The sequence below is a fragment of the Chthoniobacterales bacterium genome, from assembly GCA_036569045.1.
Taxonomy (GTDB): domain Bacteria; phylum Verrucomicrobiota; class Verrucomicrobiia; order Chthoniobacterales; family JAATET01; genus JAATET01.
This window is the reverse complement of record DATCRI010000086.1, coordinates 1-20,456: the sequence shown is the minus strand read 5'-3', so window position 1 is coordinate 20,456 and position 20,456 is coordinate 1. Positions and strand designations below refer to the sequence as shown.

Below are 20,456 nucleotides of genomic sequence, written 5' to 3'. Positions count from 1 at the left end.
AATTTCAATGCCATCCAAAGTCAGCAACTCCAAGACCGAATCGAAGTCGGCCGCCAAGTCCCGCGGTCCGGCGGGGGGATCCTCGTCCGCCCGCTCCAAACCCTCCGTCTCCGCTGAGCCGGCGGCCGCGCCCGTTCCGCCCAAGCCGCCGGCGGAGGCGCTCTCGTTGATCGAGCCCAAGGTCAAAAAAGTTCGGGCGACTGACGCTGACGGCGAACGCAAGACCAAGTCCTTTCTCCCTCCGATCAGCAAGATCTCGGCGCCTGCGCCGAAGGTCGAGGAGCCGGCGCCTCAGCCGGTTGCCGAGGTGGCCCCGGCCGCCGTCGAGGCCGTTCCCGAGCCCGTCGCGGAGGAGCCTGTCGACACCCGCAAGGTCATCCACATCAAGCCTCCGATCATCGTCAAGGATCTCGCGACGCATCTGGAACTCAAACCGTTCCAGCTGATCGCCGACCTGATGGAACTGAACATTTTCGCGTCGATCAATCAGTCGATCGAGCCGGATGTCGCCGCGAAGGTCTGCGAAAAGCACGGCGCCATTTTCGAGCGCGAGAAGCGCAAGACGGGCGAGGGCGTTCATACGATGAAGCCTGTCGTCGTCGAGCCGCCGAAGAAGGCGGCTGCGCAGGTCAAGCCGGCCGAACTTCAGCTCCGTCCGCCAATCATCACGATGATGGGGCACGTCGACCACGGCAAAACGTCCCTGCTCGACGCGATCCGCAAAGCCCGCGTGGCGGCCGGCGAAGCGGGGGGCATCACTCAGCATATCGGCGCCTACAGCGTGAAGCACGGCGACAGTAGCATCACCTTCCTCGACACGCCGGGCCACGCGGCCTTCACGTCGATGCGCGCCCGCGGCGCGAACGTGACGGACATCGTCGTGCTCGTCGTGGCGGCGGATGACGGCCTCATGCCTCAGACGATCGAGGCAATCAATCACGCCAAGGCCGCGAAAGTGACGATCATGGTCGCGATCAACAAGGTCGATCTGCCCGGGGCGAACGTCGATCGCGTGAAAGCCCAGCTCCAGGAGCAGGGCCTCGTTCCCGAAGACTGGGGCGGCGACACGATTTGCTGCGAGGTTTCTGCGACCAAGGGCATCGGTATCGATAACCTGCTCGAGAACATGATGCTTCAGGCCGAAGTGCTCGAACTGAAGGCGAATCCCGGCGACGACGCGCGTTGCACGGTCATCGAGGCGCAGGTCGAGGCCGGTCGCGGTCCGACCGCCACCGTCATCGTGAATACCGGCACGCTCAAGGTCGGGCAGGCGTTCATCTGCGGTAACTACGGCGGCAAGGTCAAGCAGCTCATCAACGATCTCGGCAAGCCCGTGAAGGAAGCCGGCCCGGCCACGCCCGTGAACGTGCTCGGCTTCAGCGGATTGCCCCACGCCGGTGACGAACTCGTCGTCATGGCCAGCGAACGCGACGCTCGCACGCTCAGCGAAGAGCGTCTCGAAGCCCTGCGCACGCAGAAGCTCACGGCGCCGAAGCGCACCCGCCTCGAAAATCTGTTCGAGACCCTTGCCGCCGAGCAGAAGAAGAGTTTCCAGATCGTGCTCAAGGCCGATGTGCAGGGCTCGCTGGAAGCCCTCGTCAACTCGCTCGGCGAGATCAAGAGCAAGAAGATCACGCTCGAGATTCTCCATTCCGCGGTCGGTCCGATCACGGAGTCCGACGTGCTTCTCGCGAGTGCCTCGGATGCCGTCATCATCGGCTTTGGCGTCAAGGTCGAGGCGAGCGCCTCGCCTGCGGCGAAGCGGGAGGGCGTGCAGATCAAGCTCTACAGCATCATCTACGAATTGCTCGACCAGGTGAAGGAAGCCATGGCGGGTCTGCTCGATCCGGAGACGCGCGAGAGCATTGTCGGACATGCCGAGGTCAAACAGGTGTTCGACCTGACCAAGGGCAAGGTCGGCGGTTGCGTCGTGCTCGACGGCCGCATCCCGCGCAACGCCCGCGCCCGCGTGCTCCGCAAGCGCCAGCCGATCTACGACGGCGGCCTCGCGACGCTTCGCCGCTTCCAGGACGAGGTCAAGGAAGTGCGTGCCGGCCTCGAATGCGGCATCAAGCTTGGCGATTTCAACGACTACGAGGTCGGCGACATTATCGAGGCCTACACTCTCGAGAAGTTCGCGCAGACGCTCTGATCCAGAATCCACGCGGCTCCCGGAGGCGCCCGGATGAATTTATCCGTGCCATCCGGGCGGTCCGTGATGAAAGTTTCCTTATGAAATATCGCCTCGAACGAGTCTGCGAAGTGCTCAAGCGCGAGCTTGGTGTCATCATGGGGCGCGAGCTGAAGTTTTCCTCGCCGCTCGTGACCGTGAGCGGCGTGGACATCACGCCCGACCTCAAGCAGGCGCATGTTTTCATGGGGGTGATCGGGAACGACAACCAGCGCCGCGAGGCGATCGAAACCCTCACGAAAAGCCGGGCGATGCTCCAGAGCGAGCTCGCCAAGCGGATCGTGATGAAGCACACCCCGCATCTGAATTTCAAACTCGACGAGGCTCTCGAGCGCGGCACCCGCGTGATCTCGATCATGAATGAGCTTGGCCTCATTCCCGACCAGCCCGCCAAACCCTCTGATGAAGAACCCCACGTTTAGGGAAATCGCCGCCGCCCTGGAACCGGCGCGCACCGTGCTGGTCGCCAGCCACCTGCGGCCCGATGGCGACGCCCTCGGCTCCACCATCGCCTTCGCCCTCTGGTTGAAAAGCCTGGGCAAGGAAGTCACCGCCTGGAACGAGGACGGCATGCTCGACAAGTTTCGCTATCTGCCCGAGGCCGACCTCGTCTCGAAACCCGAGGGCGCCGGCCGGAAGTTCGACGCATTCGTCGCGCTCGACACCTCGGTGAAGAATCGCCTCGGCACGGTGCTCGACGCCATCGAGGAGCCTGCGCTCTTCGTCAACATCGACCACCACATCAGCAATGGTCGCTACGGCGCGGTGAATTACATCGACAGCAGTTCCCCGGCGACGGGACAGATCGTCTTCGAATTTCTCAAGGAGATCGGCGCGGAAATCACCCCCGCGATTGCGGCCAATCTCTTTGCAGCCATTTCGACGGACACGGGCTCGTTCCAATATCCCAGCACCACCGCGACGACCTACCGCGTGGGCGCGGAGTTGATCGAGGCCGGAGTCAATGTCGGTGCGCTTTCGCAGGCGATGTATGACAGCCAGCCGCGTCGCCGGCTCGAACTGCTGCGCCATGCGTTGAACGACGCGAAGTTCAGTGAAGACGGCCGCGTGGTGAGCTTCTCGCTCACGCAGGATGACGTCGCGCGGCTCGGGGTGCTGCCCGAGGACAACGAAGGCATCATCGATCACCTGCGCTCGGTGGACTCCGTCGTCGCAGCCGTATTTTTCGAGGAACTCGAGGGCGGCAAGGTTCGCGTGAGTTCCCGCTCGAAGGATCCGCGGGTCGATGTCTGCAAAGTCTGCGGCGTCTTCGGTGGCGGCGGTCATGCCCTCGCGTCCGGCGCTCGCATGGCGGGTCCATTGAAGGACGCGGAGGAAAAATTTTTGAAGGTGTTGTGTGATGAAGTCGGACGAATCGATTGACGGCGTTCTCTGCGTCGACAAGGCGGCCGGGATGACTTCCCACGACGTCGTCGGGATTGTCCGGCGGTCGCTCGGCACGAAGAAGGTCGGCCATTGCGGCACGCTCGATCCGCTGGCAACGGGACTGTTGCTGATCACGATCGGCCGTGGCACGAAGATCCAGGATCTCCTCATGAGCGAGGATAAGGAATATGCCGGCACGCTCAAACTGGGCGAGGTGACGGATAGCCAGGATTCCGACGGCGAGATCACCGAGACGAGGCCCGTTCCCGAGCTGAGTGCCTCCGAGATCGATGCGGCCTTCGCGAAATTTCACGGCGATTTCTACCAGACGCCGCCGATGGTGAGCGCGATCAAGAAAGATGGCGTGCCTCTCTACAAGCTCGCCAGGCAGGGCAAGACGGTGGAGCGCGAGCCGCGCTTCGTGCATGTCTACGCACACCAGATCCTGGCGCTGCGCCTGCCGGAAATCGATTTCCGCGTCGTGTGCAGCAAGGGGTTCTACGTGCGCACGTATTCGCACGACATCGGGCAGGAAATCGGCTGCGGGGCGCATTTGCGCGCGCTGCGTCGCACGAAATCGGGCCGGTTCACGGTCGACGGCGCGATCACGATCGACGAGCTCAAAACGCTGCCGCGCGAGCAGATCGTCGAGCGCGTGCTGAGTCTGCCGGACGTGTCGCGGTTGCGCGGGGCGTAGCGGAATGGAGATCCTGCGGTCCATCGGGGAACTCAGCCGCCTGCGCGGTCCGGTCGTTCTTTCGATTGGCGTCTTCGACGGGATTCATCTCGGTCATCAGGCCGTGCTCCGTCGCGCGCTGGAGGACGCGAAGTCCGTCGACGGCACGCCCGTGGCGCTCACTTTCGAGCCGCATCCCCTGCGGGTGCTCCGGCCCGGGCACGCTCCGCGCTTGCTGACCTCGGCTGCGCACAAGGCCCGCCTGATCGAGGCGGAGGGCTTTCCCTACCTGCTCGTCGTGCCGTTCGATCTCGATTTCGCGGCGCAACCGCCGGAGGTTTTCATTCGTGGGCTCGCGGCGGCGGCCCGGCCTTTGCGGCAGATTTGCGTCGGCGAGAACTGGGCGTTCGGAGCGAAACGCAGCGGCAACGTGGCTCTGCTCCGAGCCCTTGGCGGGGAACTCGATTTCTCGGTTGCGGAGGTGGGCGCCGTGCAGATGGACGGCGGGACGGTGAGTAGCACGCGGATCCGCGAGGCCGTCGAGCGCGGGGATCTCGCCGCTGCCCGGCGCCTGCTCGGTCGCGATTACACGATTCTCGGAACGGTCGAGGCGGGAGCAAGGCTGGGACGCGAGATCGGATTTCCTACCGCGAACCTGCGCGCTCATAACGAACAATTTCCGCCGGACGGAGTTTACGCCGTGCGCGTCGCCCTCGACGGCCGCACGTGGAAGGGGGTGGCGAATATCGGATATCGGCCGACGGTCACCGGCGGGGACGCCGAGAGGAAACTCGAGGTGCACCTTTTCGAGTTCACCGGGGATCTTTACGGCCGCGATTTGGACGTCGATTTCATCCGGTTTCTGCGAGGCGAGCAGAAGTTCTCCGGCCTCGAAGCGCTCAAGGCGCAGATCGCGAGTGACGTCGCCCAGGCGCGCGAGGTGCTGGGCTAAGCCTTGAGCAGGGCGGCCCTCATCGCCGCGAGCGGTGCGGGACGGTTGAACCAGATCTCGAAGCTGAGGGCGCCCTGGTGCAGGAGCATCGAGAGTCCGCCGGCCGCCCGGGCGCCGCTGGATTCCGCATCGAGGACGAGCCGGGTTTTTCCGGTGGAGTAGACGGCGTCGTAAACCATGAGGTTGGCGGTGAGCAGTGACGCGGGAATGAGCGCCGGGTCGGCGTGCCGCATGCCGATGGAACTCGCGTTGACGACGAGGTCGACGTGCTCGAGTTGCGTGCGAATCGCCGCGAGGTCGTGCGGGATTGCGACGAGGCGATCCACCGGGCCGACGAGCCGATCGGAACGAAAGTAAGGAGCGAGTTCCGCGGCGAGATCGCGGGCTTTCTCGACGGTGCGGTTGACGAGCACGAGACGCTCGCAGCCCTCGAAGGCGCACTGAACGGCGATCGCGCGGCCGGCGCCGCCACCCGCGCCGAGGAGCATGATGCGCAGGTCGCGCACGTCGGTGGAGAATTCCTCGCGGATCGCCCGCACGAAACCGGGGCCATCGGTATTGAAGCCGTGAAGGTGCTCGCCCTGGACGAGCACGGTATTCACCGCGCCGGATTTCCGGGCGTAGTCGTCGGCTTCGTTCACGGTCGCGAGCGCCGTGGCCTTGTGGGGAAGCGTGACATTCGTGCCGAGAAATCCGGCGGCGGGCAGGGCGCGAAAGGCGGCAACGGCGTCCTCGGGGCGGACGTGAATCCGAACGTATTGGGCGTCGATGCCAGCGGCGCGTAACGCGGCGTTGTGAAACGCAGGTGACTTGGAATGCGCGACGGGATCGCCAAAGACCGAGAGGCGCGCGGGCGGGGTGAGGCCGCGGAAGACCTCGCCACCGGCAAGCAGATCGGATGCGGCGAAGACTTCGCTCATGCCTGAAAGCGGGCAATCGTGGCGTCGAAGCGGGCGAGAACGCGAGCCTGGCCGAGGACTTCGAGCATTTCGTAGAGGCCGGGGCCGACGGCGCGGCCGCTCACGGCGACGCGCGCGGGATGGATGAATTCGCCATTCTTCGCGCCGAGCTTTTCGGCGGTTTCCTTGAGCGAGGCTTCGAGCGCGGGGTGCGTCCAGTCGGTCACGCCGGCGTAGGCGTCGCGAAGCTGGGCGAGGCGATCGAGCGCGCCGGGCTTGCGGAGCGCCTTGTCGACGGCGGCGGGATCGTAGGCGTAGTCGTCGGTGAAGAAGTAGCCGATCCAGTCGGGAATGTCGGAGAGGTGCTTGACCTTTGGCTTCACGATGGCGAGCACGGGAGCGAGCGCCTCCGGGCTGCCGTAGGCGACGCCCGCCTTGTCGAGGAAGGGAATCGCGAGCTCGATGAAGCGCTCGAGGCTCATGTTCAAAAGGTGCTGGCCATTGAGCCAGAAACATTTGTCGAGATCGAAGATTGCACTGCGGCGGTTGATGTTCTCGAGCGAGAAGAGGTCCCTGATTTCGTCGACGCTGAGGAATTCGCGGTTGTCCTTGGGCGACCAGCCGAGGAGCGAAATGTAGTTCGCCACGGCCTCGGGCGCATAACCGCCATCGATGAAATACGTGATGCTGGAGCCGCCATCGCGCTTGCTCAGCTTCTTGCCCTCGTGATTGAGGATGAGCGGAATGTGGGCGAACTGCGGGGGCTTCGCGTCGAGCGCCTCGTAGAGTTCCACGTGCTTCGGCGTGTTCGAGAGGTGATCTTCACCTCGGATGACGTGGCTGAGCTGCATCTCGATGTCGTCGACGACGTTGACGAAATGGAAAATCCACGATCCGTCGGGGCGACGGATCGTCATGTCCGGATGCGTCATCGGGTTCGACATGTCGAAGGCGATCCTGCCGCAGACGAGGTCCTCGACGGTGACGGTCTTGCGCGGGGAGCGGAAGCGAATGGCGCCGCCGTCTTCGTAGAGCAGGCCCTTCGCGTCGAGCGTGGCGAAGTGTTTCTCGTAAATGGAATTTCGCTCGCTCTGGAAATACGGGCCAAAGTCGCCGCCGATCTGCGGGCCTTCGTCCCACTGGAGGCCGAGCCAGCGCAGGCCCTGGTAGATGACTTCGTAGGCATCGGCGGTATTGCGCGCGGCGTCGGTATCCTCGACGCGCAGGACGAAGGTGCCGCCATGCTTGCGGGCGAAGAGCCAGTTGAACAGGGCGGTGCGGGCGCCGCCGACGTGAAGGTAGCCGGTGGGCGAGGGAGCGAAGCGGGTGCGAACGGACATCGTGGCTTTTGACAGAATTAACGGAATTTACAGGATTACTTTTTCGCGGCGAACACGGGAAGCCGATTCCCCCGGTTCCGTTAATTCTGTAAATTCTGTCTTCCCCCTTTAGGCTCGAGACATGTCTTTACAAAGTCAGATCGATAGCGACATCAAGGATGCGATGCGCGCGAAGGAAGCGGCGAAGCTCGGCGTGCTGCGGATGTTGAAGTCCGCGTTGATGAATGCCGCCATCGAGAAGGGCGGCGCCGGCACGGTGCTCGACGATCCCGAGGCGAGCGCGGTGATTCGCAAGGAGGTGAAGAAGCGCCAGGACTCGATCGAGAGTTTCGAAAAGGCGGGGCGCACCGAACTTGCGGACAAGGAGAAGGCGGAGATCGCCGTTCTCTCGACCTATTTGCCGCAGGCTCTCGGTGCCGATGAACTCGCGGCCCTGGTGCGTGAGGCGATCGCTGAAGCGGGCGCGACTTCGAAGAAAGAACTGGGGGCGGTGATGAAGATCGCCAGCGCGAAGGCGGCCGGCCGCGTGGATGGCAGGACGCTGAGCGCCGCGGTGCAGCAGTCGCTCGCCTGACATGGGCGGGACGTTGCCAGCGCCGAACCTCTCGGCGGTGCTCGTTGCCGCGGGCTCCAGCCGCCGGATGGGCTTCGACAAGATTCTCACGCCGATCGCCGGCGAGCCCCTGATCCGGCACGCGGTGCGGGCGTTCCAGATCTGCGCGGCGGTGCGGGAGATCGTGATCGTCTGTGCGCGGGAGCGCGAGGCGGAGGTGCGCGCCGTATTGAAGGATGCGGGAAAGGTGACGACAATCGTGGCCGGCGGCGCGTCGCGTCAGGAGTCCGTCTGGAACGGGCTCGAGGCTCTCGGGGCGGATGCGGAGTTCGTCGCGGTGCATGATGCCGCGCGGCCACTCATCACGCCGGAGCTGATCACGCGGTGTTTCGAAGCGGCCGTGGCGCACGGTGCGGCGACCGCGGCCGAGCCGGTGATCGATACGCTGCAGCGCGCGGATGACCTCGGGAATTGCGCGGAGGTCGTGGAGCGAGAGGGCCTGTGGCGCATGCAGACGCCGCAGGTGTTTCGCCTCCCGGATCTGCGACGCGCGATGGAAGGCGTGCGAGCCTCGGGTGCGAGCGTGACGGATGAAACTTCGGCTCTCCGCCGAATGGGCGGAAAAGTCTTTCTGGTGGAGAATTGCGATTGGAACTTTAAAGTGACTTTTCCCCGCGACGTGGCGGTGGCGGAATTCATCCTCCAGTCCCGCGCGGCGACCAGTTTTACGTGAGCATTCAGTTATCGAAACTTTCCAATGGCCTCCGCGTCGTGACGTGTGAGATGCCGCATGCGCAATCCGCGACCTTTGGCATCTGGGCGGCGGTCGGGGGGAGGCACGAGCCGGCGCGGCTGACCGGAATTTCGCATTTCATCGAGCACATGCTCTTCAAGGGCACGCGCCGGCGGACGGCGCGGCAGATCGGGCAGGAAGTCGAGGCCGTGGGCGGCTACCTCAACGCGACGACGACGCACGACCACACCGTCTACTATGGCGCGGCGCCTGCGGACCATTTCGACAAGCTCAGCAGCGTGCTCTGCGACATGGTGCTCGAGCCGCGTTTCGCCGGTCCCGACATTCGCCGCGAGCGCGCGGTGATCGCGGAGGAGATTCAGATGTATCAGGACGAGCCGTCCGAGCTCGTGCAGGAACTTCTGTGGGAGGAACTCTGGCCAAGTCACGCCCTCGGTCGCCCGCTCACCGGCACGCTCGAAAGCATCAGCACCCTTCAGCGTGAAGACCTGCTCGGCTATCGCGGCGCCCACTATCACACCGGCAATACCGTGGTGAGCGCGGCGGGCGCCGTGCGACACGAGGACGTGCTGGCCCGCGTGGAAAAGCTCCTCGGGCCGATGCCGAAAGGTCGCCGCAGCCGCGCGAAGGCCGCACCCGAGCTCTCGAAAAGCCACATCCGCATCATCGAGCGCGATACGCAGCAGGTCCATGTCGCCTTTGCAGTGCCGTGCTGCGCGCTGCACAGTGAGGATCGCTACGCGACGTCGCTGCTGAACGTCCTGCTGGCGGGCAACGTGAGCTCGCGACTTTTCCAGGAGCTCCGTGAGAAGCGCGGGCTCTGCTACTCGGTGAGCTCGAACGTCAGCCAATACGAAGACACAGGCGTGCTCAATTTCTACATCGGGCTCGATGCCCGGAATCTCGAGAAAGCACTCAGCCTGCTTAGCCGGGAGTTTCGGCGTCTGCGTGAGGAACCGATCCGAAAGACCGAACTGGATCGAGCCAAGGAATACGCGATCGGCTCGAGCCGCATGTCGCTCGAGCGAACGGGAGCGCAGAATTCGCGCATTGGCTATGCCACGGTATTTTACGGAAGGGTCGAAGATGCCGAGGTGCCGCACGCGCGACTGCGGGCGACGACGGCCGAGGATGTTCAACGCGTCGCTCGCCAATCGCTGCGGCCGGAAAACATCACGATGACGGTGATTGGCGCCATCCCGGAGAAGACGCCGATCGCGAGCTGGCTGGCTTAGTCCGTCCGCCGGGGCAGGTGGGCGGTGCAGTATTCGTGGCCGTCCGCCGACACGCGGAAGTCGAGTTCGGGATTCGAGCGCTCCGTGCGGCCGCAGACTTCGCAGCGGTGGAGGCTTTCGGTTTCCGGAAGTTTGGCGCTCTCGAATTTTTCGCGGCGGCTGGCGTTTTCGCGGTTGGTGGAAATCTGCCGAAAGAAGGTGGGGCCGAAAAACAGGAAGTAGTTGCTGAACGCGACGAGAACCGCGAAGCGCGCGCCCCAGTCCGCGGTAACGACGCCGACGAGAAGCAGGACCGCGCTGATCATGGCGACCCACTTCAACCGGAGGGGAATGACGCCGAAGAGCATGATCTGCAATTCGGGCGCCAGCGTGCCGGCGGCGAAGAGGAGCGAGCTGTTGAGCGCGATGTTGCCGAGAGACTGGCCGAAAATCAGGGCGGAGGCCGTGCAGCCGAGGTAGCCGACAACGTAGTAGACATTCAACCGGAACGTGCCCCAGGTGCTTTCGATGAGGTCGCCCATCCACCAGGTGAACATCAGGTAGAAGAGCACCCAGAGGAAACTGAAGGTGTTTGGAATGAAGATCCAGCTGAGCAGGCGCCACACCTGGCCATCGAGAATGGCCTGCCGATCGAGCGTGAGCAGACCGAGGTAAGGCGGGTTGAGCGTGACGAGGAGAAAGACGAGGGCGTTGAGCGCGACGATGTAACGGATGAGCCCGGGAACGGCGAGCGAGCCGAGCGGCTTTTCGAGTTTGTCCAAAAACGACATGCGCGGACTGTAGTCGAGGAAATCCCCGGCGTAAGATAATTTCGAAATGAAGCGCGACAGCCCGCTGATGATTTACGACGGCGATTGCCGGTTTTGCACCCTATGGATCGAGCGGTGGCGCGCCACGACGGGTGACCGCGTGGAGTATCGCTCGTCGCAACAGGCGGCGTCCGAGTTTCCCGACGTTCCGGCGGAGGCCTTCGCAAGGTCGGTGCAGTTCATCGATTGCGATGGCCGACGCTACGAGGCGGCGGAGGCGGTGTTCCGGTCGCTCGCGACGGCCTCCCGGCTGGCGCGGACGATCGTATGGGCCTTGGGCCGAGTTCCGGGGCTCCGCGGGGGAGCGGATGCTGCGTATGGCTTTGTCGCCCGCAATCGCGGGATATTCTCGCGGGCCACACGCCTGCTGTGGGGGCGGGATGTCACGCCGCCGACCTACGGCGTGGCGACAACGCTTTTTCTGCGCCTGCTGGGATTGATCTACGCGGTGGCGTTCTTTTCCTTCGGCGTGCAGGCGAGGGGATTGATTGGCGAGCACGGCATCCTGCCGATTCGGGAAGTCTTGCCGCAGGTGGCGCAGGTGTTTGGCTCGGAGGCCTGGTGGCGATGGCCGACCGTGCTGTGGCTGAATGCGAGTGACGGAATGGTGTTCGCTCTCGTCGGCGTGGGAATCGGCTGCGCGGCGCTCGTTGTTCTCGGCATTGCCCAGCCGCTGGCGCTGGCCGGGGCGTGGGTGGCGTATCTTTCGCTCGTCGTCGCGGGGCAGGATTTCTACGCCTTTCAATGGGACGCGTTGCTGCTCGAGACGGGGCTGCTGGCGATCCTTGTCGCGCCGTGGGCGTGGCGACCGAATCTGACGTTTCGTCGGCCGGGCCGGCTCGCGCATTTCCTGCTCGGCTGGCTGCTATTCCGGGTGATGTTCTCCTCGGGCGTCGTGAAGCTCTCGAGCGGCGACCCGACGTGGGCCGGGTTGACGGCGCTGGATTTTCATTATTTCACGCAGCCGCTTCCGAATCCGATCTCGTGGCTCGCTGCGCAGGCGCCGGCGTGGTTTCAGTGCCTGTCATCCGCCGGCGTGCTCGCGATCGAGCTGGGGTTTCCGTTCCTCATGTTCCTCCCGCGGCGGCCGCGGCTGATTGCCGCGGCGGGAATTCTCGGGCTGCAGATTCTCATCGAGCTGACGGGCAACTACGGATTTTTCAACGTGCTCGTGGCGGCACTCGTGCTGCTGCTGGTGGACGATGCCGGGTGGCCTCGCCCGCTGCGAGACGCTTCGCGGGCAACGGCTCAGGTGGGTTGGCCACGATGGGTCCTTCTTCCCTTCGCGGCTGCCTATCTGGCTTTGAGTCTGGTGCCGCTGGCTCAGGCTTTTCGAACGATGCCGAGGGTGCTCGAACCGCTGGCGCGAGCGCGGGACTGGGTGGCGCCGTTCCGCAGCGTCAATGGCTACGGGCTCTTCGCGGTGATGACGACCGATCGGCCAGAGATCACGATCGAGGGCAGCGAAGACGGGGTGGAATGGCGGCCCTACGTCTTCAGGTTCAAGCCGGGACCGCTGGGGCGCCGGCCGCCGTTCACCGGCCCCTATTTGCCGCGCCTCGACTGGCAGATGTGGTTCGCCGCAATGCAGGACGTCTCGTCAGCGCCATGGATGGGGCCATTTGTCGCGCGTCTGCTCGAGGGCCGGCCGGAGGTGCTGGCATTGCTCGCGGGAGATCCGTTTGGGGGAAAGCCGCCGCGCTACGTGCGAGCCCGCCTCGACAACTATCGCTTCACGACATTCGTCGAAAGCCGGGAAACTCACGACTGGTGGCGCCGGGAGCCGCGTGGAATCTACTTCGGCGAAGTCTCGCGTGAGCAGCTCGGGCGCTGAAGCGTGCATTGTCAAGATGGGCGGGATCGGCTAATCAATCCGGAATGTTCACCCGCATTGCCAACCTCTTCCGCGGATTTCTTGGATTGTTTGTGTCCGGTCTGGAGAAGGCCAATCCCGAAGCGCTCCTCGAGGTGGAAAAGGAGAATTTGCGCAAGCAGATCGCGAATTACAATCAGGGGCTGGCCTCCCACGCCGGGCTGTGCGAGCGCCTGATGACGCAGGTGAAGAAACTCGAAGGCGAGGAAAGGGATCTTCGCGCGAAGGCGGGAGCGAACCTGAAAGCCGGCAATCGCGACGCCGCCGGGCAATACGCGCTGCGCCTGCAGACGGTCAGTGCGCAACTTGCGGAAAATCGCCAGCAGCTGGAGGCTGCGGAGAAGACCTATCAGGATCTGCTGAAGGCGCGGGATGTTGCGGTGAAGGCTGCGCGGGACAAGATCGAATCGCTGAAATACGCGCTCACGGATCTGAAGATCAAGCGTGCCACCGCCGAGATGAACGAGATGGCGTCGGGAATGATCGGGGCGATCGGCGGCGCGGGTGACACGCTCAATCGGCTGCACGAGATGGTCGAGGAGGAGCGGCAGGTTGCCTCCGGACGCGCGCGCGTGGCGAAGGATTCCATCGACATGGGCGACATTCAGATCAAGGAAGCGGAGCAGAAGGCGCTGGCCGATCAGGCGCTGGCCGACTTCGCGGCGAAGGAAGGCATTTCGCTCGGCACTTCGCCGGAACCGGACGGATCCGCCCCCGAAGCGGAGCGCACGATGGGTTAAACGCCGCGCGTGAAGAGCGAATCCTCGCCATCGAGCGCCCCGGAGAAGGGGGAACTGCCGAGCTGGGCGGCGGAACTCGCCCTGCTCTACAAAAGCGAAGCCGCAAATCAGTTTTTGCTCTGTGGCAATGTCGCCGACGAGTTCCCGCTCGAAGACGGGCGACCTTCCGGCGGACTCGAGGACTTTTTGCTCGGGGCTCTGTTGCCGGGCTTCGAGGTCGTGCTGGCCTACGATCTCGGCAACGGCCTGCGGGTGCTGAAGGGCGGAGAGACGTTTTCCAAATGGCGAGGAGCGATCGAGAATCTCGAGGGGCGCAAGATTCCCCGCCTGGCCATCGAGACGATCACGCATTATCTGCGCTACGTGGCGAACCTCGGAGCGCTCGGCCAGAAGGGGCCTCAGGTCGCGGTGCTCGTGCAATCGGCGAACCTGCTCGCGCCCGCGTCGCCGCACGCGTTGAACCACGAGCTGAACGCGATCGCTCTCGTCATGCGCGACTGGTCGCGCGAAGAGGCTCTCCGCGCCGCTCCCGTCGCGACCTTTCTGGTGAGCGAGAATCTCAGCGAATTGCACCCGCTTCTCGCGGACAATCCCGATGCCGCGGCGATTCAGGTTCCGCTGCCCGATGCCGGAATGATTGCGCAGATCCTGCGGGAGGCCGCGGATGACGTGACACTTGGCGACTTCCGGGGACGGGAGACGACGCTGGCGGAGCAGTTGACCGGAGCCTCGGTGAAAGCCATCCGGCGTCTGTTGAAAATCCGCCGACGGCAGCAGGCCCCGCTGGTGCCGGGCGACATCGCGGGAATCAAAAAGGCGCTCATCGAATCGGAGGGCGGCGATCTCATCGAGTTCATCGAGCCATCTCGCACGCTGGAGGATTTCGAGGGACAGCCGGCTCTCAAGAAGTGGCTGCGTCAGGACCTCGAGCTCTGGAACCGCGGCGACCTGCGGGCCATGCCGATGGGTTACCTGTTTTGCGGCCCCGTCGGCACGGGCAAGACCTACGCGGTCGAGTGCCTTGCGGGCGAGGCTGGCGTGCCGGTCATCAAGCTCGGCAATTTTCGGGATCGCTGGGTGGGCAGCACGGAAGGAAATCTCGAGCGGCTCTTCCGGCTGCTGCGGTCGGTGGGGCGCTGTTTTGTCTTCGTGGACGAGGCGGACCAGACGCTTGGCCGGCGCGATTCCGGCAGCAATGATGCGGGCCTCTCCGGGCGCGTTTATTCGATGTTTGCGCAGGAGATGAGTGATCGTCGCAACCGCGGGCGCATCGTGTGGATCCTCGCGTCGAGCCGGCCCGACCTCATCGAGGTCGACCTCAAGCGCCCCGGGCGCCTGGATGTGAAGATTCCGATCTTTCCGACCGCGACGAAGCGCGAGAGCTTTGCGCTGCTGCGTGCGCTTGCCCGGCGTGTCGATCTGGCGATCGCCGAGGACTGGTTCTCGAAATTCGAGGCGGATGTTCCGACGTGGCTGACGCCCGGGGCGGCGGAGGCGCTCGCGCTGAAGCTCTATCGGCAGGTTCATGCCGGCGGGGAGACGCTGGAGGCGGCGCTCGCGACTTCTCTGGCGGACTACCAGCCGCCCGTGGCGGAGGAGATCATGAAATTTCAGATCGGCCTCGCGGTCGCGGAGGCGACGGATGCTGCTTTCGTGCCCGAGGTGTTTCGCGCGGGAGCCGGAGCCCCATGAATGCGAGCCTGAAGGACTACGTCGTTGCGGCGTTCAATGCGCGGCCGCTCGGCATGCCGATTCCGCCAAACTGGATCGGGGTGGCGGGCATCGTGGTGGTTGGATTGCTCAATCCGGGATTCTGGCTGATTGGCGCAGGGTTGGAGGTTGCCTACCTGCTGGGGCTGGCGCATCTGCCGCGATTTCGCGCGGTGATCGATGCGCGATTGCGCGCGGCGTCGGAGGAAAGCGAGGAGTCGCGGCTGCGGTCGGCCATCGCTCAACTCGACGAGTCGCGACGACAGCGCTTTCTCGATCTGCGCGCGAAATGCGACGCCATCCTGCGTGAGCAGCGCATGGACGAAGACTCGGCCATCGGGCGCCTGCAACGCGATGGCCTCGACCGTCTGCTCGCGCTGCATCTCCATTTGCTGACGACGCAGGCCGCCATGGAACGTCTGCTCCAGGAGAGCAACGTGAACCCGGCATCCTTGGGCAAACGAATCGAGAAGCTGCGCGCACAAGCCGGTGATCCGGGGCTCGGCGAAGAGCATCGCCGCAGCCTGCTCGGGCAGGTCGAGATTCTGGAGCGGCGGCGCGGAGCGCTCGCGGAGGGCACGGGCCGACTGGCCTTCTCCGATTCCGAACTCGCTCGCATCGAGGAGCAGGTGGCGCTGATCGGCGACGAGGTGAGGCTGGCGACCAGTCCGGAAAGCATCGGTTCCCAGATCGACCGGGTGGCCGGGGAACTCGATGAAACCCGCCGGTGGATCTCCGAGCAGCAAAGTGTTTTCAGCCCCGAAATCGAAGCTCCCTGGTCATCAACATCATCCCCATAAAGTCATGAAATCCGACAAGCCCGCTCTCACTCCGCTCGGCGTCATTCTCAGCCTCCTGCTCGTTGCGGGGCTTATCCTCGGGGGATTTTTCGTGCTTCGCGAACGAGCGTCTGCGCCGGCCCCCGGGCCAGCGCCGACCGTGACTTCCTCGACGCCGACCGTGGCGAATCCCACCGCGACGGCGAACGATGAAGCCGTGGCCCCGATCGAGGCGCTTGCGGAGGCTCCGAAGCTCGGTCCCGCGGCACCCTACCTGCCGAAGGACAACATCATCGACATCGAACTGAGCGAGTATGCCGGGTATGCGGGGTTGATTGCCGCCAATGGCGGGCTGGCGCCGAACGAGAACTCGTATTTTTTCAAAAAGCACGGCTTCAAGGTGCGGATCGCGTTGAGCGAGGAGGAGAGCTGGAGCGCGCTGAATGCCGGCAAGATGGCGGCCTCGGCGACGACGGTGGATGTGCTCGCGGTCTACGGGCGGCAGTTCAACGTCGTCGTGCCGGTGCAGATTGGGTTTTCGCGCGGGGCGGATGGCGTCGTGGTGCGATCCGACATCCGTCGCGTGAACGGGTTGAAGGGGAAGGTCATCGCGACCTCGCAGTTCACCGAGGCCGATTTCTTCATTCGTTATCTCGCGCAGGAGGCGGGAATCGGGATCGCGATGCTGTCGAGTCTCGACGAGACGCCGGACCCCGAAAAAATCAACCTCATCTACTGCGAGGATGCCTTCGCTGCCGGCGACCTGTTTCTCGAGGACATCAAGTCCGGCGCCAATCGGCTGGCGGGCTGCGTGACCTGGGCGCCGAAGACGACCGAGGTCGCCGAGGCCAGTGGCGGCCGCGCGGATGTGCTCGTGACGAATCGCAACCTGCTGATCGTTGCGGATATCCTCGTCGTGAACAAACCGTTCGCGCAGGCCAATCCCGCGATCGTTGCCGGTCTCGTGGACGGCACGATCCATGGTGCGCAACTTCTGCGCACCCAGCGCGACGCGCAGATTCCCGTCGTGGCGAAGGCTTTCGGCTGGTCCGCGGCCGAGACGCGAGAGGAGCTCGACAAGGTGCATTTTTCGAACCTGCCTGAAGATCTCGCGTTCTTCTCCGGCGCGATCGATTCCGCGGGCAGCTACGGAGGAATCTACCAGTCGGCGGTGTATGCCTACGGCCCGCAGCTTATCCCTGATCCCGTGGACGCCAGCCGTTTCCTGGACCTCGCGGCGCTGCAGGCGCTGGAAAAATCCGGGGCGTATGCCGACCAGAAGATGGAGATTGTGCCGCTCCGGTCCGGAAATCTCGCGGCGGTGGAAGATAATCCCCTCCTCAGCAAGGACATTCGATTTTTCTTCGAGCCGAATTCCTCCGTGCTCGATCTGAACGAGACGAAGAACTTCGAGCGACTGGACGACATTCGCAAACTGCTGCAGGTCTCGCCCGGCTCGACGGTGCTCCTGCGTGGGCACGTGGACGATGCCATGGTCCCGGAATTTCGCCGGCAGGGCGGGGAGGCTTTCGTGCGGAAGATGGCTCTCAAGGCGATGGAGCTGAGCAAGAATCGCGCGGCGGAAATTCAACGCCTCCTCGTCGAGCGGGAGAAAATTGCGCCCGCCCGCATCGAGGTCGTCGGGCGTGGCTGGGAGGAACCCGTGGGCGACTCCTCCGACCAGAAACGCCGCGTCGAGGTCCAGTGGTTCACCGTGGAGTAGCGTCGGCGGCCAATTTGGCGTCCTCTGCTATCGGTCGCCGGTCTCGTGGATGATGAGTTTGTCCACTTCGAGGCGCTTGACGCGGAGGCTGCGGATGACGAGGCGACCAATGGCAAAGCGCCCCACGGCGACTGCGCCGATGGCGACGGCGCCCACGGCGAAGGCCCCGATGGCGAGAACCCCCATGCTGGCGACGCCGGCCACGATGGCGCCGGCGGCGGCGGTTTCGTATCTTTGCGAGAGGCGCCGGGGAGCGGATCTCATTGGGAGTCTTTCTTCTCCGGGTTGCGGAAGGCGTCGCCGATGCTCTGGCCGGCTTCCTTGAAGGCCTCGCCGAAACCCTGGATCGCGGATTGCGCATCCTTCATGGCGCGAACCATCCGGGCGGCGCGGTAATCGGCGCGAAGGTTTTCGGCGGTGGCGCGGTAGCCGGCCGCTTCCGTGGTCTTCCCCTTCGCGGCGAGCTGCTCGATCTGCGTATCGAGGGCGGCGAGATCGGCCTCGATCTTTGCCTGCGCGTCGTCGGTCGGGTTCGCCTTGTAGGCGGCGATCTCCTGGCGAAGCTGGTCGACGGCTTTCTGCGGATTGTCGCACGCGGCGACGCCGCAAAGCACGGCCGCGGTCAGCAACAGCGCGGCGAGACGTTTCATGCGACGAAAGCGAAGGTGTCCGCGGCCGGGGTGGCGCCGGGCGTGGCGGTAAATCCGGCGTGGTTCACCGCGAGGTGATGCGCGCTGTGGAAGATCGTCTCGGCATCGGCGCCGGTGGCGGCGGCGAGTTCGTCCGCGGTCCTGGCGGCGCCAGCGGCGGCCTTCAGCGAGGCGGCGACTTTCGCCTGGATGGTGAGCACTTCGGCGGCGGCCTTCTTGCCGGCTTCCACGCCGGGCTGGTGGTAGGCATTGATGTTCACGAGCGTGCCGTAGAATCCGACGGCGCGTTCGTAGAGGGCGATGAGCGCGCCGAGGTTGAAGGCGTCGACCTTGGGAATGGTGACCGTGATGGAGTCGCGGCCGCCCCCGTGGAGCGCGCTGCGGGTGCCGCGAAGGAAGCCCTGCAGGTAGTCGCCGCTGGTCACGCCGGGCTCGACCTCGATCTCGCCCGCGTCGGCGGATTTGGCGACCTCGATGAAGGTCACGAAGAAATTGTTCACGCCGTCGCGAAGCTGCTGGACGTAGGCGTGCTGGTCGGTGGAGCCCTTGTTGCCGTAGACGGCGATGCCCTGGTTCACGATCTTTCCGTCGAGGTCGAGTTCCTTGCCGAGCGACTCCATCACGAGCTGCTGGAGGTAGCGGCTGAAAAGAAGGAGGCGATCCTTGTAGGGGAGGACGACCATGTCCTTCTTGCCCTGGCCGTCGCCGGCGAACCACCACATGAGCGCGAGCTGCATGGCGGCGTTCTTGCCGAGGTCGGCGACGCGCGTCCTGGCATCCATCGCCTTCGCGCCGTCGAGCAGGGCCTGCATGTCGATGCCCTGGATCGCGAGCGGAACGAGGCCCACGGCGCTCATCACGGAGGTGCGTCCGCCGACCCAGTCGAACATCGGGAAGCGGCGCAGCCAGCCCTCGGCGACGGCGGTCTTGTCGAGCTCGCTGCCGACGCCGGTGACGGCGACGAACTGCTTCGCGAAGTCGATGCCGGCTTCCTTGAAAGTGGCCTGCGCGGCGAGCATGCCGTTGCGGGATTCCTTCGTGCCGCCGGACTTGGAAATGACAACGACGAGCGTGGTCGCGAGCTTGTCACCGATCTGGGCGAAGACCTTGTCGAAGCCGTCGGGATCCGTGTTGTCGAAGAAGTGGAGCTTGATGGGATTCGACGGCTCCCAGAGGGCGTCGGAAATGAATTCCGGTCCGAGCGCCGAGCCGCCGATGCCGATGGAAAGAAGCTCGGTGAATTTCTGCCCGTTGGCGGCGACGATCTCGCCGGCGTGGATCGCCCTGGTGAAGGCGAGGATGTCGTCCTTGGTGACCTCGACTTCGGCCTTCACCTCCGGAGTGGGGGCGAGGCTCGCGTCGCGCAACCAGTAATGGCCGACCATGCGGTTCTCGTCGGGGTTTGCAATGGCGCCGGCCTCGAGCTCGATCATCGCGGCGAAGCTGGACTCGATCTTCGGCTGCATCGTCGCGAAGAAATCATCCGGGAAGTTCATCCGGCTGATGTCGACCGAAAAGCCAAGGTCCTCGTAGCGGAGAAAAGTCTTCTGAAAACGTGCCCAGAGCGAGGTTGAGTCCATGGCGTCGAAGAAACTAGATTCGCCGACGCATGACAAACGCAAAACCGGACGATCCCGTTCCCGAAATCATCGGCGAGGCGCTGTGCGCCACGCCCGAGGAAACGCAGGCGCTGGGGGCGCGATTCGGCCGGGCTTTGGAGGCGGGAGCGGTGCTTTCGCTCGAAGGTCCGCTCGGGGCGGGGAAGACGCAATTCGCGAAGGGATTTGCCGAGGCCCTCGGTCATGCGGGCGAGGTGAGCAGTCCGACGTTTACGCTCGTGCATGAATACGCCGGCGGGCGCTGGCCGGTCGTGCATTTCGACTGGTATCGGCTCGAGGACGCGGCGGAGGTCACGGGGCTTGGCTGGGACGATTACCTCGACGGCGGCGAGACGCTGCTGATCGAATGGGGCGACCGTTTTCCGGAGCTGCTGCCGGCGGACGCCTGGCGGTTGCGGTTTGCGGTGGTTGGCGACGGACGGAGCATTCAGTGGGAGCGCGGCGCGTGAGGGTGCTGGCCTTCGATTGCTCGACGGCGCGCGGGAGCGTGGCCGTGGTCGAAAATGGGGTGACGCTCTTCGCGGAGGCCTTCGACTCGCCGCGTGGTCGAGGCGGGGATTTGTTCCC

Annotated in this window: 20 protein-coding genes; 14 read left to right on the top strand and 6 right to left on the bottom strand. The window is 64.6% G+C overall.

Annotated features, from left to right (window positions below; genetic code table 11):
• Positions 1–7 precede the first annotated feature (7 nt).
• The 5 genes from infB (at position 8) to VIM61_15100 (ending at position 5,205) form a co-directional block, all read left to right on the top strand.
• Positions 8–2,152, top strand: coding sequence for a translation initiation factor IF-2 (gene infB / locus VIM61_15120; protein ID HEY8901741.1), 2,145 nt, complete (start codon positions 8–10; stop codon positions 2,150–2,152).
• A gap of 80 nt (positions 2,153–2,232) precedes the next feature.
• On the top strand, positions 2,233–2,613 hold the full coding sequence (rbfA, locus tag VIM61_15115; GenBank protein HEY8901740.1) for a 30S ribosome-binding factor RbfA: 381 nt from the start codon (positions 2,233–2,235) through the stop codon (positions 2,611–2,613).
• A complete protein-coding gene (locus VIM61_15110) occupies positions 2,594–3,574 on the top strand; it encodes a bifunctional oligoribonuclease/PAP phosphatase NrnA (GenBank protein ID HEY8901739.1) in 981 nt (326 codons plus the stop codon). The genes rbfA and VIM61_15110 overlap by 20 nt, the downstream gene beginning before the upstream one ends.
• Positions 3,552–4,274: a tRNA pseudouridine(55) synthase TruB gene (gene truB, locus VIM61_15105; protein ID HEY8901738.1), complete on the top strand. Its 723-nt coding sequence runs from the start codon at positions 3,552–3,554 to the stop codon at positions 4,272–4,274. The genes VIM61_15110 and truB overlap by 23 nt, the downstream gene beginning before the upstream one ends.
• Before the next feature lie 4 nt (positions 4,275–4,278).
• Entirely contained in the window at positions 4,279–5,205 is a 927-nt protein-coding gene (locus tag VIM61_15100; protein ID HEY8901737.1) for a bifunctional riboflavin kinase/FAD synthetase, read from the top strand.
• On the opposite strand, the gene aroE is transcribed toward VIM61_15100, so the two are convergent.
• Together aroE and VIM61_15090 are read right to left on the bottom strand one after the other, a co-directional pair.
• A complete protein-coding gene (gene aroE, locus VIM61_15095; protein HEY8901736.1) occupies positions 5,202–6,125 on the bottom strand; it encodes a shikimate dehydrogenase in 924 nt (307 codons plus the stop codon). The two genes, VIM61_15100 and aroE, sit on opposite strands and share 4 nt — an antisense overlap.
• On the bottom strand, positions 6,122–7,444 hold the full coding sequence (locus tag VIM61_15090) for a glutamate--tRNA ligase family protein (GenBank protein ID HEY8901735.1): 1,323 nt from the start codon (positions 7,442–7,444) through the stop codon (positions 6,122–6,124). Before VIM61_15090 ends, aroE begins: the two co-directional genes overlap by 4 nt.
• Positions 7,445–7,565: 121 nt before the next feature.
• On the opposite strand from VIM61_15090, the gene VIM61_15085 reads away from it, so the two are divergent.
• The 3 genes from VIM61_15085 to VIM61_15075 are packed head-to-tail and all read left to right on the top strand — an operon-like array spanning position 7,566 to position 9,986.
• Positions 7,566–8,018: a GatB/YqeY domain-containing protein gene (locus tag VIM61_15085; protein HEY8901734.1), complete on the top strand. Its 453-nt coding sequence runs from the start codon at positions 7,566–7,568 to the stop codon at positions 8,016–8,018.
• A gap of 1 nt (position 8,019) precedes the next feature.
• A complete protein-coding gene (gene ispD / locus VIM61_15080; GenBank protein HEY8901733.1) occupies positions 8,020–8,730 on the top strand; it encodes a 2-C-methyl-D-erythritol 4-phosphate cytidylyltransferase in 711 nt (236 codons plus the stop codon).
• Complete coding sequence (locus VIM61_15075) at positions 8,727–9,986, top strand: pitrilysin family protein (protein ID HEY8901732.1); 1,260 nt, start codon at positions 8,727–8,729, stop codon at positions 9,984–9,986. The genes ispD and VIM61_15075 overlap by 4 nt, the downstream gene beginning before the upstream one ends.
• Here VIM61_15075 and VIM61_15070 read toward each other — a convergent pair.
• Entirely contained in the window at positions 9,983–10,756 is a 774-nt protein-coding gene (locus VIM61_15070; GenBank protein HEY8901731.1) for a hypothetical protein, read from the bottom strand. The genes VIM61_15075 and VIM61_15070 overlap by 4 nt on opposite strands.
• Positions 10,757–10,802: 46 nt before the next feature.
• Here VIM61_15070 and VIM61_15065 point away from each other — a divergent pair, with 46 nt between their 5' ends.
• From VIM61_15065 to VIM61_15045, 5 genes are read left to right on the top strand one after another with little or no spacing between them, the layout of a single operon-like run.
• On the top strand, positions 10,803–12,629 hold the full coding sequence (locus VIM61_15065; protein ID HEY8901730.1) for a lipase maturation factor family protein: 1,827 nt from the start codon (positions 10,803–10,805) through the stop codon (positions 12,627–12,629).
• 44 nt (positions 12,630–12,673) lie between these two features.
• The gene (locus tag VIM61_15060; protein ID HEY8901729.1) at positions 12,674–13,408 is read left to right on the top strand and encodes a PspA/IM30 family protein; all 735 of its coding nucleotides are present in this window, start codon (positions 12,674–12,676) and stop codon (positions 13,406–13,408) included.
• 9 nt (positions 13,409–13,417) lie between these two features.
• Positions 13,418–15,100 (top strand): ATP-binding protein, encoded by a 1,683-nt coding sequence (locus VIM61_15055; protein HEY8901728.1) that lies wholly within the window; start codon positions 13,418–13,420, stop codon positions 15,098–15,100.
• The gene (locus VIM61_15050) at positions 15,097–15,918 is read left to right on the top strand and encodes a hypothetical protein (GenBank protein HEY8901727.1); all 822 of its coding nucleotides are present in this window, start codon (positions 15,097–15,099) and stop codon (positions 15,916–15,918) included. Before VIM61_15055 ends, VIM61_15050 begins: the two co-directional genes overlap by 4 nt.
• 4 nt (positions 15,919–15,922) lie before the next feature.
• Positions 15,923–17,620: an OmpA family protein gene (locus VIM61_15045; protein HEY8901726.1), complete on the top strand. Its 1,698-nt coding sequence runs from the start codon at positions 15,923–15,925 to the stop codon at positions 17,618–17,620.
• A gap of 27 nt (positions 17,621–17,647) precedes the next feature.
• Here the strand turns inward: VIM61_15045 and VIM61_15040 are convergent, their stop codons facing one another.
• The 3 genes from VIM61_15040 to VIM61_15030 are packed head-to-tail and all read right to left on the bottom strand — an operon-like array spanning position 17,648 to position 19,850.
• Positions 17,648–17,884 carry a hypothetical protein gene (locus VIM61_15040; protein ID HEY8901725.1) on the bottom strand — a complete coding sequence of 79 codons (237 nt, stop codon included), beginning with the start codon at positions 17,882–17,884 and terminating at the stop codon, positions 17,648–17,650.
• Positions 17,881–18,270 (bottom strand): hypothetical protein, encoded by a 390-nt coding sequence (locus VIM61_15035; protein HEY8901724.1) that lies wholly within the window; start codon positions 18,268–18,270, stop codon positions 17,881–17,883. The genes VIM61_15040 and VIM61_15035 overlap by 4 nt, the downstream gene beginning before the upstream one ends.
• Positions 18,267–19,850, bottom strand: coding sequence for a glucose-6-phosphate isomerase (locus VIM61_15030; protein HEY8901723.1), 1,584 nt, complete (start codon positions 19,848–19,850; stop codon positions 18,267–18,269). Before VIM61_15030 ends, VIM61_15035 begins: the two co-directional genes overlap by 4 nt.
• A 29-nt stretch (positions 19,851–19,879) precedes the next feature.
• Here VIM61_15030 and tsaE point away from each other — a divergent pair, with 29 nt between their 5' ends.
• Positions 19,880–20,338, top strand: a complete 459-nt coding sequence (gene tsaE, locus VIM61_15025; protein ID HEY8901722.1) for a tRNA (adenosine(37)-N6)-threonylcarbamoyltransferase complex ATPase subunit type 1 TsaE — start codon at positions 19,880–19,882, stop codon at positions 20,336–20,338.
• Positions 20,339–20,456 lie beyond the last annotated feature (118 nt).

Bases quoted from the DNA above. Each gene is read 5' to 3' on its own strand.
- infB (HEY8901741.1), top strand. From the start codon at position 8: ATGCCATCCAAAGTCAGCAACTCCAAGACCGAATCGAAGTCGGCCGCC.
- rbfA (HEY8901740.1), top strand. From the start codon at position 2,233: ATGAAATATCGCCTCGAACGAGTCTGCGAAGTGCTCAAGCGCGAGCTT.
- VIM61_15110 (HEY8901739.1), top strand. From the start codon at position 2,594: ATGAAGAACCCCACGTTTAGGGAAATCGCCGCCGCCCTGGAACCGGCG.
- truB (HEY8901738.1), top strand. From the start codon at position 3,552: ATGAAGTCGGACGAATCGATTGACGGCGTTCTCTGCGTCGACAAGGCG.
- VIM61_15100 (HEY8901737.1), top strand. From the start codon at position 4,279: ATGGAGATCCTGCGGTCCATCGGGGAACTCAGCCGCCTGCGCGGTCCG.
- aroE (HEY8901736.1), bottom strand. From the start codon at position 6,125: ATGAGCGAAGTCTTCGCCGCATCCGATCTGCTTGCCGGTGGCGAGGTC.
- VIM61_15090 (HEY8901735.1), bottom strand. From the start codon at position 7,444: ATGTCCGTTCGCACCCGCTTCGCTCCCTCGCCCACCGGCTACCTTCAC.
- VIM61_15085 (HEY8901734.1), top strand. From the start codon at position 7,566: ATGTCTTTACAAAGTCAGATCGATAGCGACATCAAGGATGCGATGCGC.
- ispD (HEY8901733.1), top strand. From the start codon at position 8,020: ATGGGCGGGACGTTGCCAGCGCCGAACCTCTCGGCGGTGCTCGTTGCC.
- VIM61_15070 (HEY8901731.1), bottom strand. From the start codon at position 10,756: ATGTCGTTTTTGGACAAACTCGAAAAGCCGCTCGGCTCGCTCGCCGTT.
- VIM61_15065 (HEY8901730.1), top strand. From the start codon at position 10,803: ATGAAGCGCGACAGCCCGCTGATGATTTACGACGGCGATTGCCGGTTT.
- VIM61_15060 (HEY8901729.1), top strand. From the start codon at position 12,674: ATGTTCACCCGCATTGCCAACCTCTTCCGCGGATTTCTTGGATTGTTT.
- VIM61_15050 (HEY8901727.1), top strand. From the start codon at position 15,097: ATGAATGCGAGCCTGAAGGACTACGTCGTTGCGGCGTTCAATGCGCGG.
- VIM61_15045 (HEY8901726.1), top strand. From the start codon at position 15,923: ATGAAATCCGACAAGCCCGCTCTCACTCCGCTCGGCGTCATTCTCAGC.
- VIM61_15040 (HEY8901725.1), bottom strand. From the start codon at position 17,884: ATGAGATCCGCTCCCCGGCGCCTCTCGCAAAGATACGAAACCGCCGCC.
- VIM61_15035 (HEY8901724.1), bottom strand. From the start codon at position 18,270: ATGAAACGTCTCGCCGCGCTGTTGCTGACCGCGGCCGTGCTTTGCGGC.
- VIM61_15030 (HEY8901723.1), bottom strand. From the start codon at position 19,850: ATGGACTCAACCTCGCTCTGGGCACGTTTTCAGAAGACTTTTCTCCGC.
- tsaE (HEY8901722.1), top strand. From the start codon at position 19,880: ATGACAAACGCAAAACCGGACGATCCCGTTCCCGAAATCATCGGCGAG.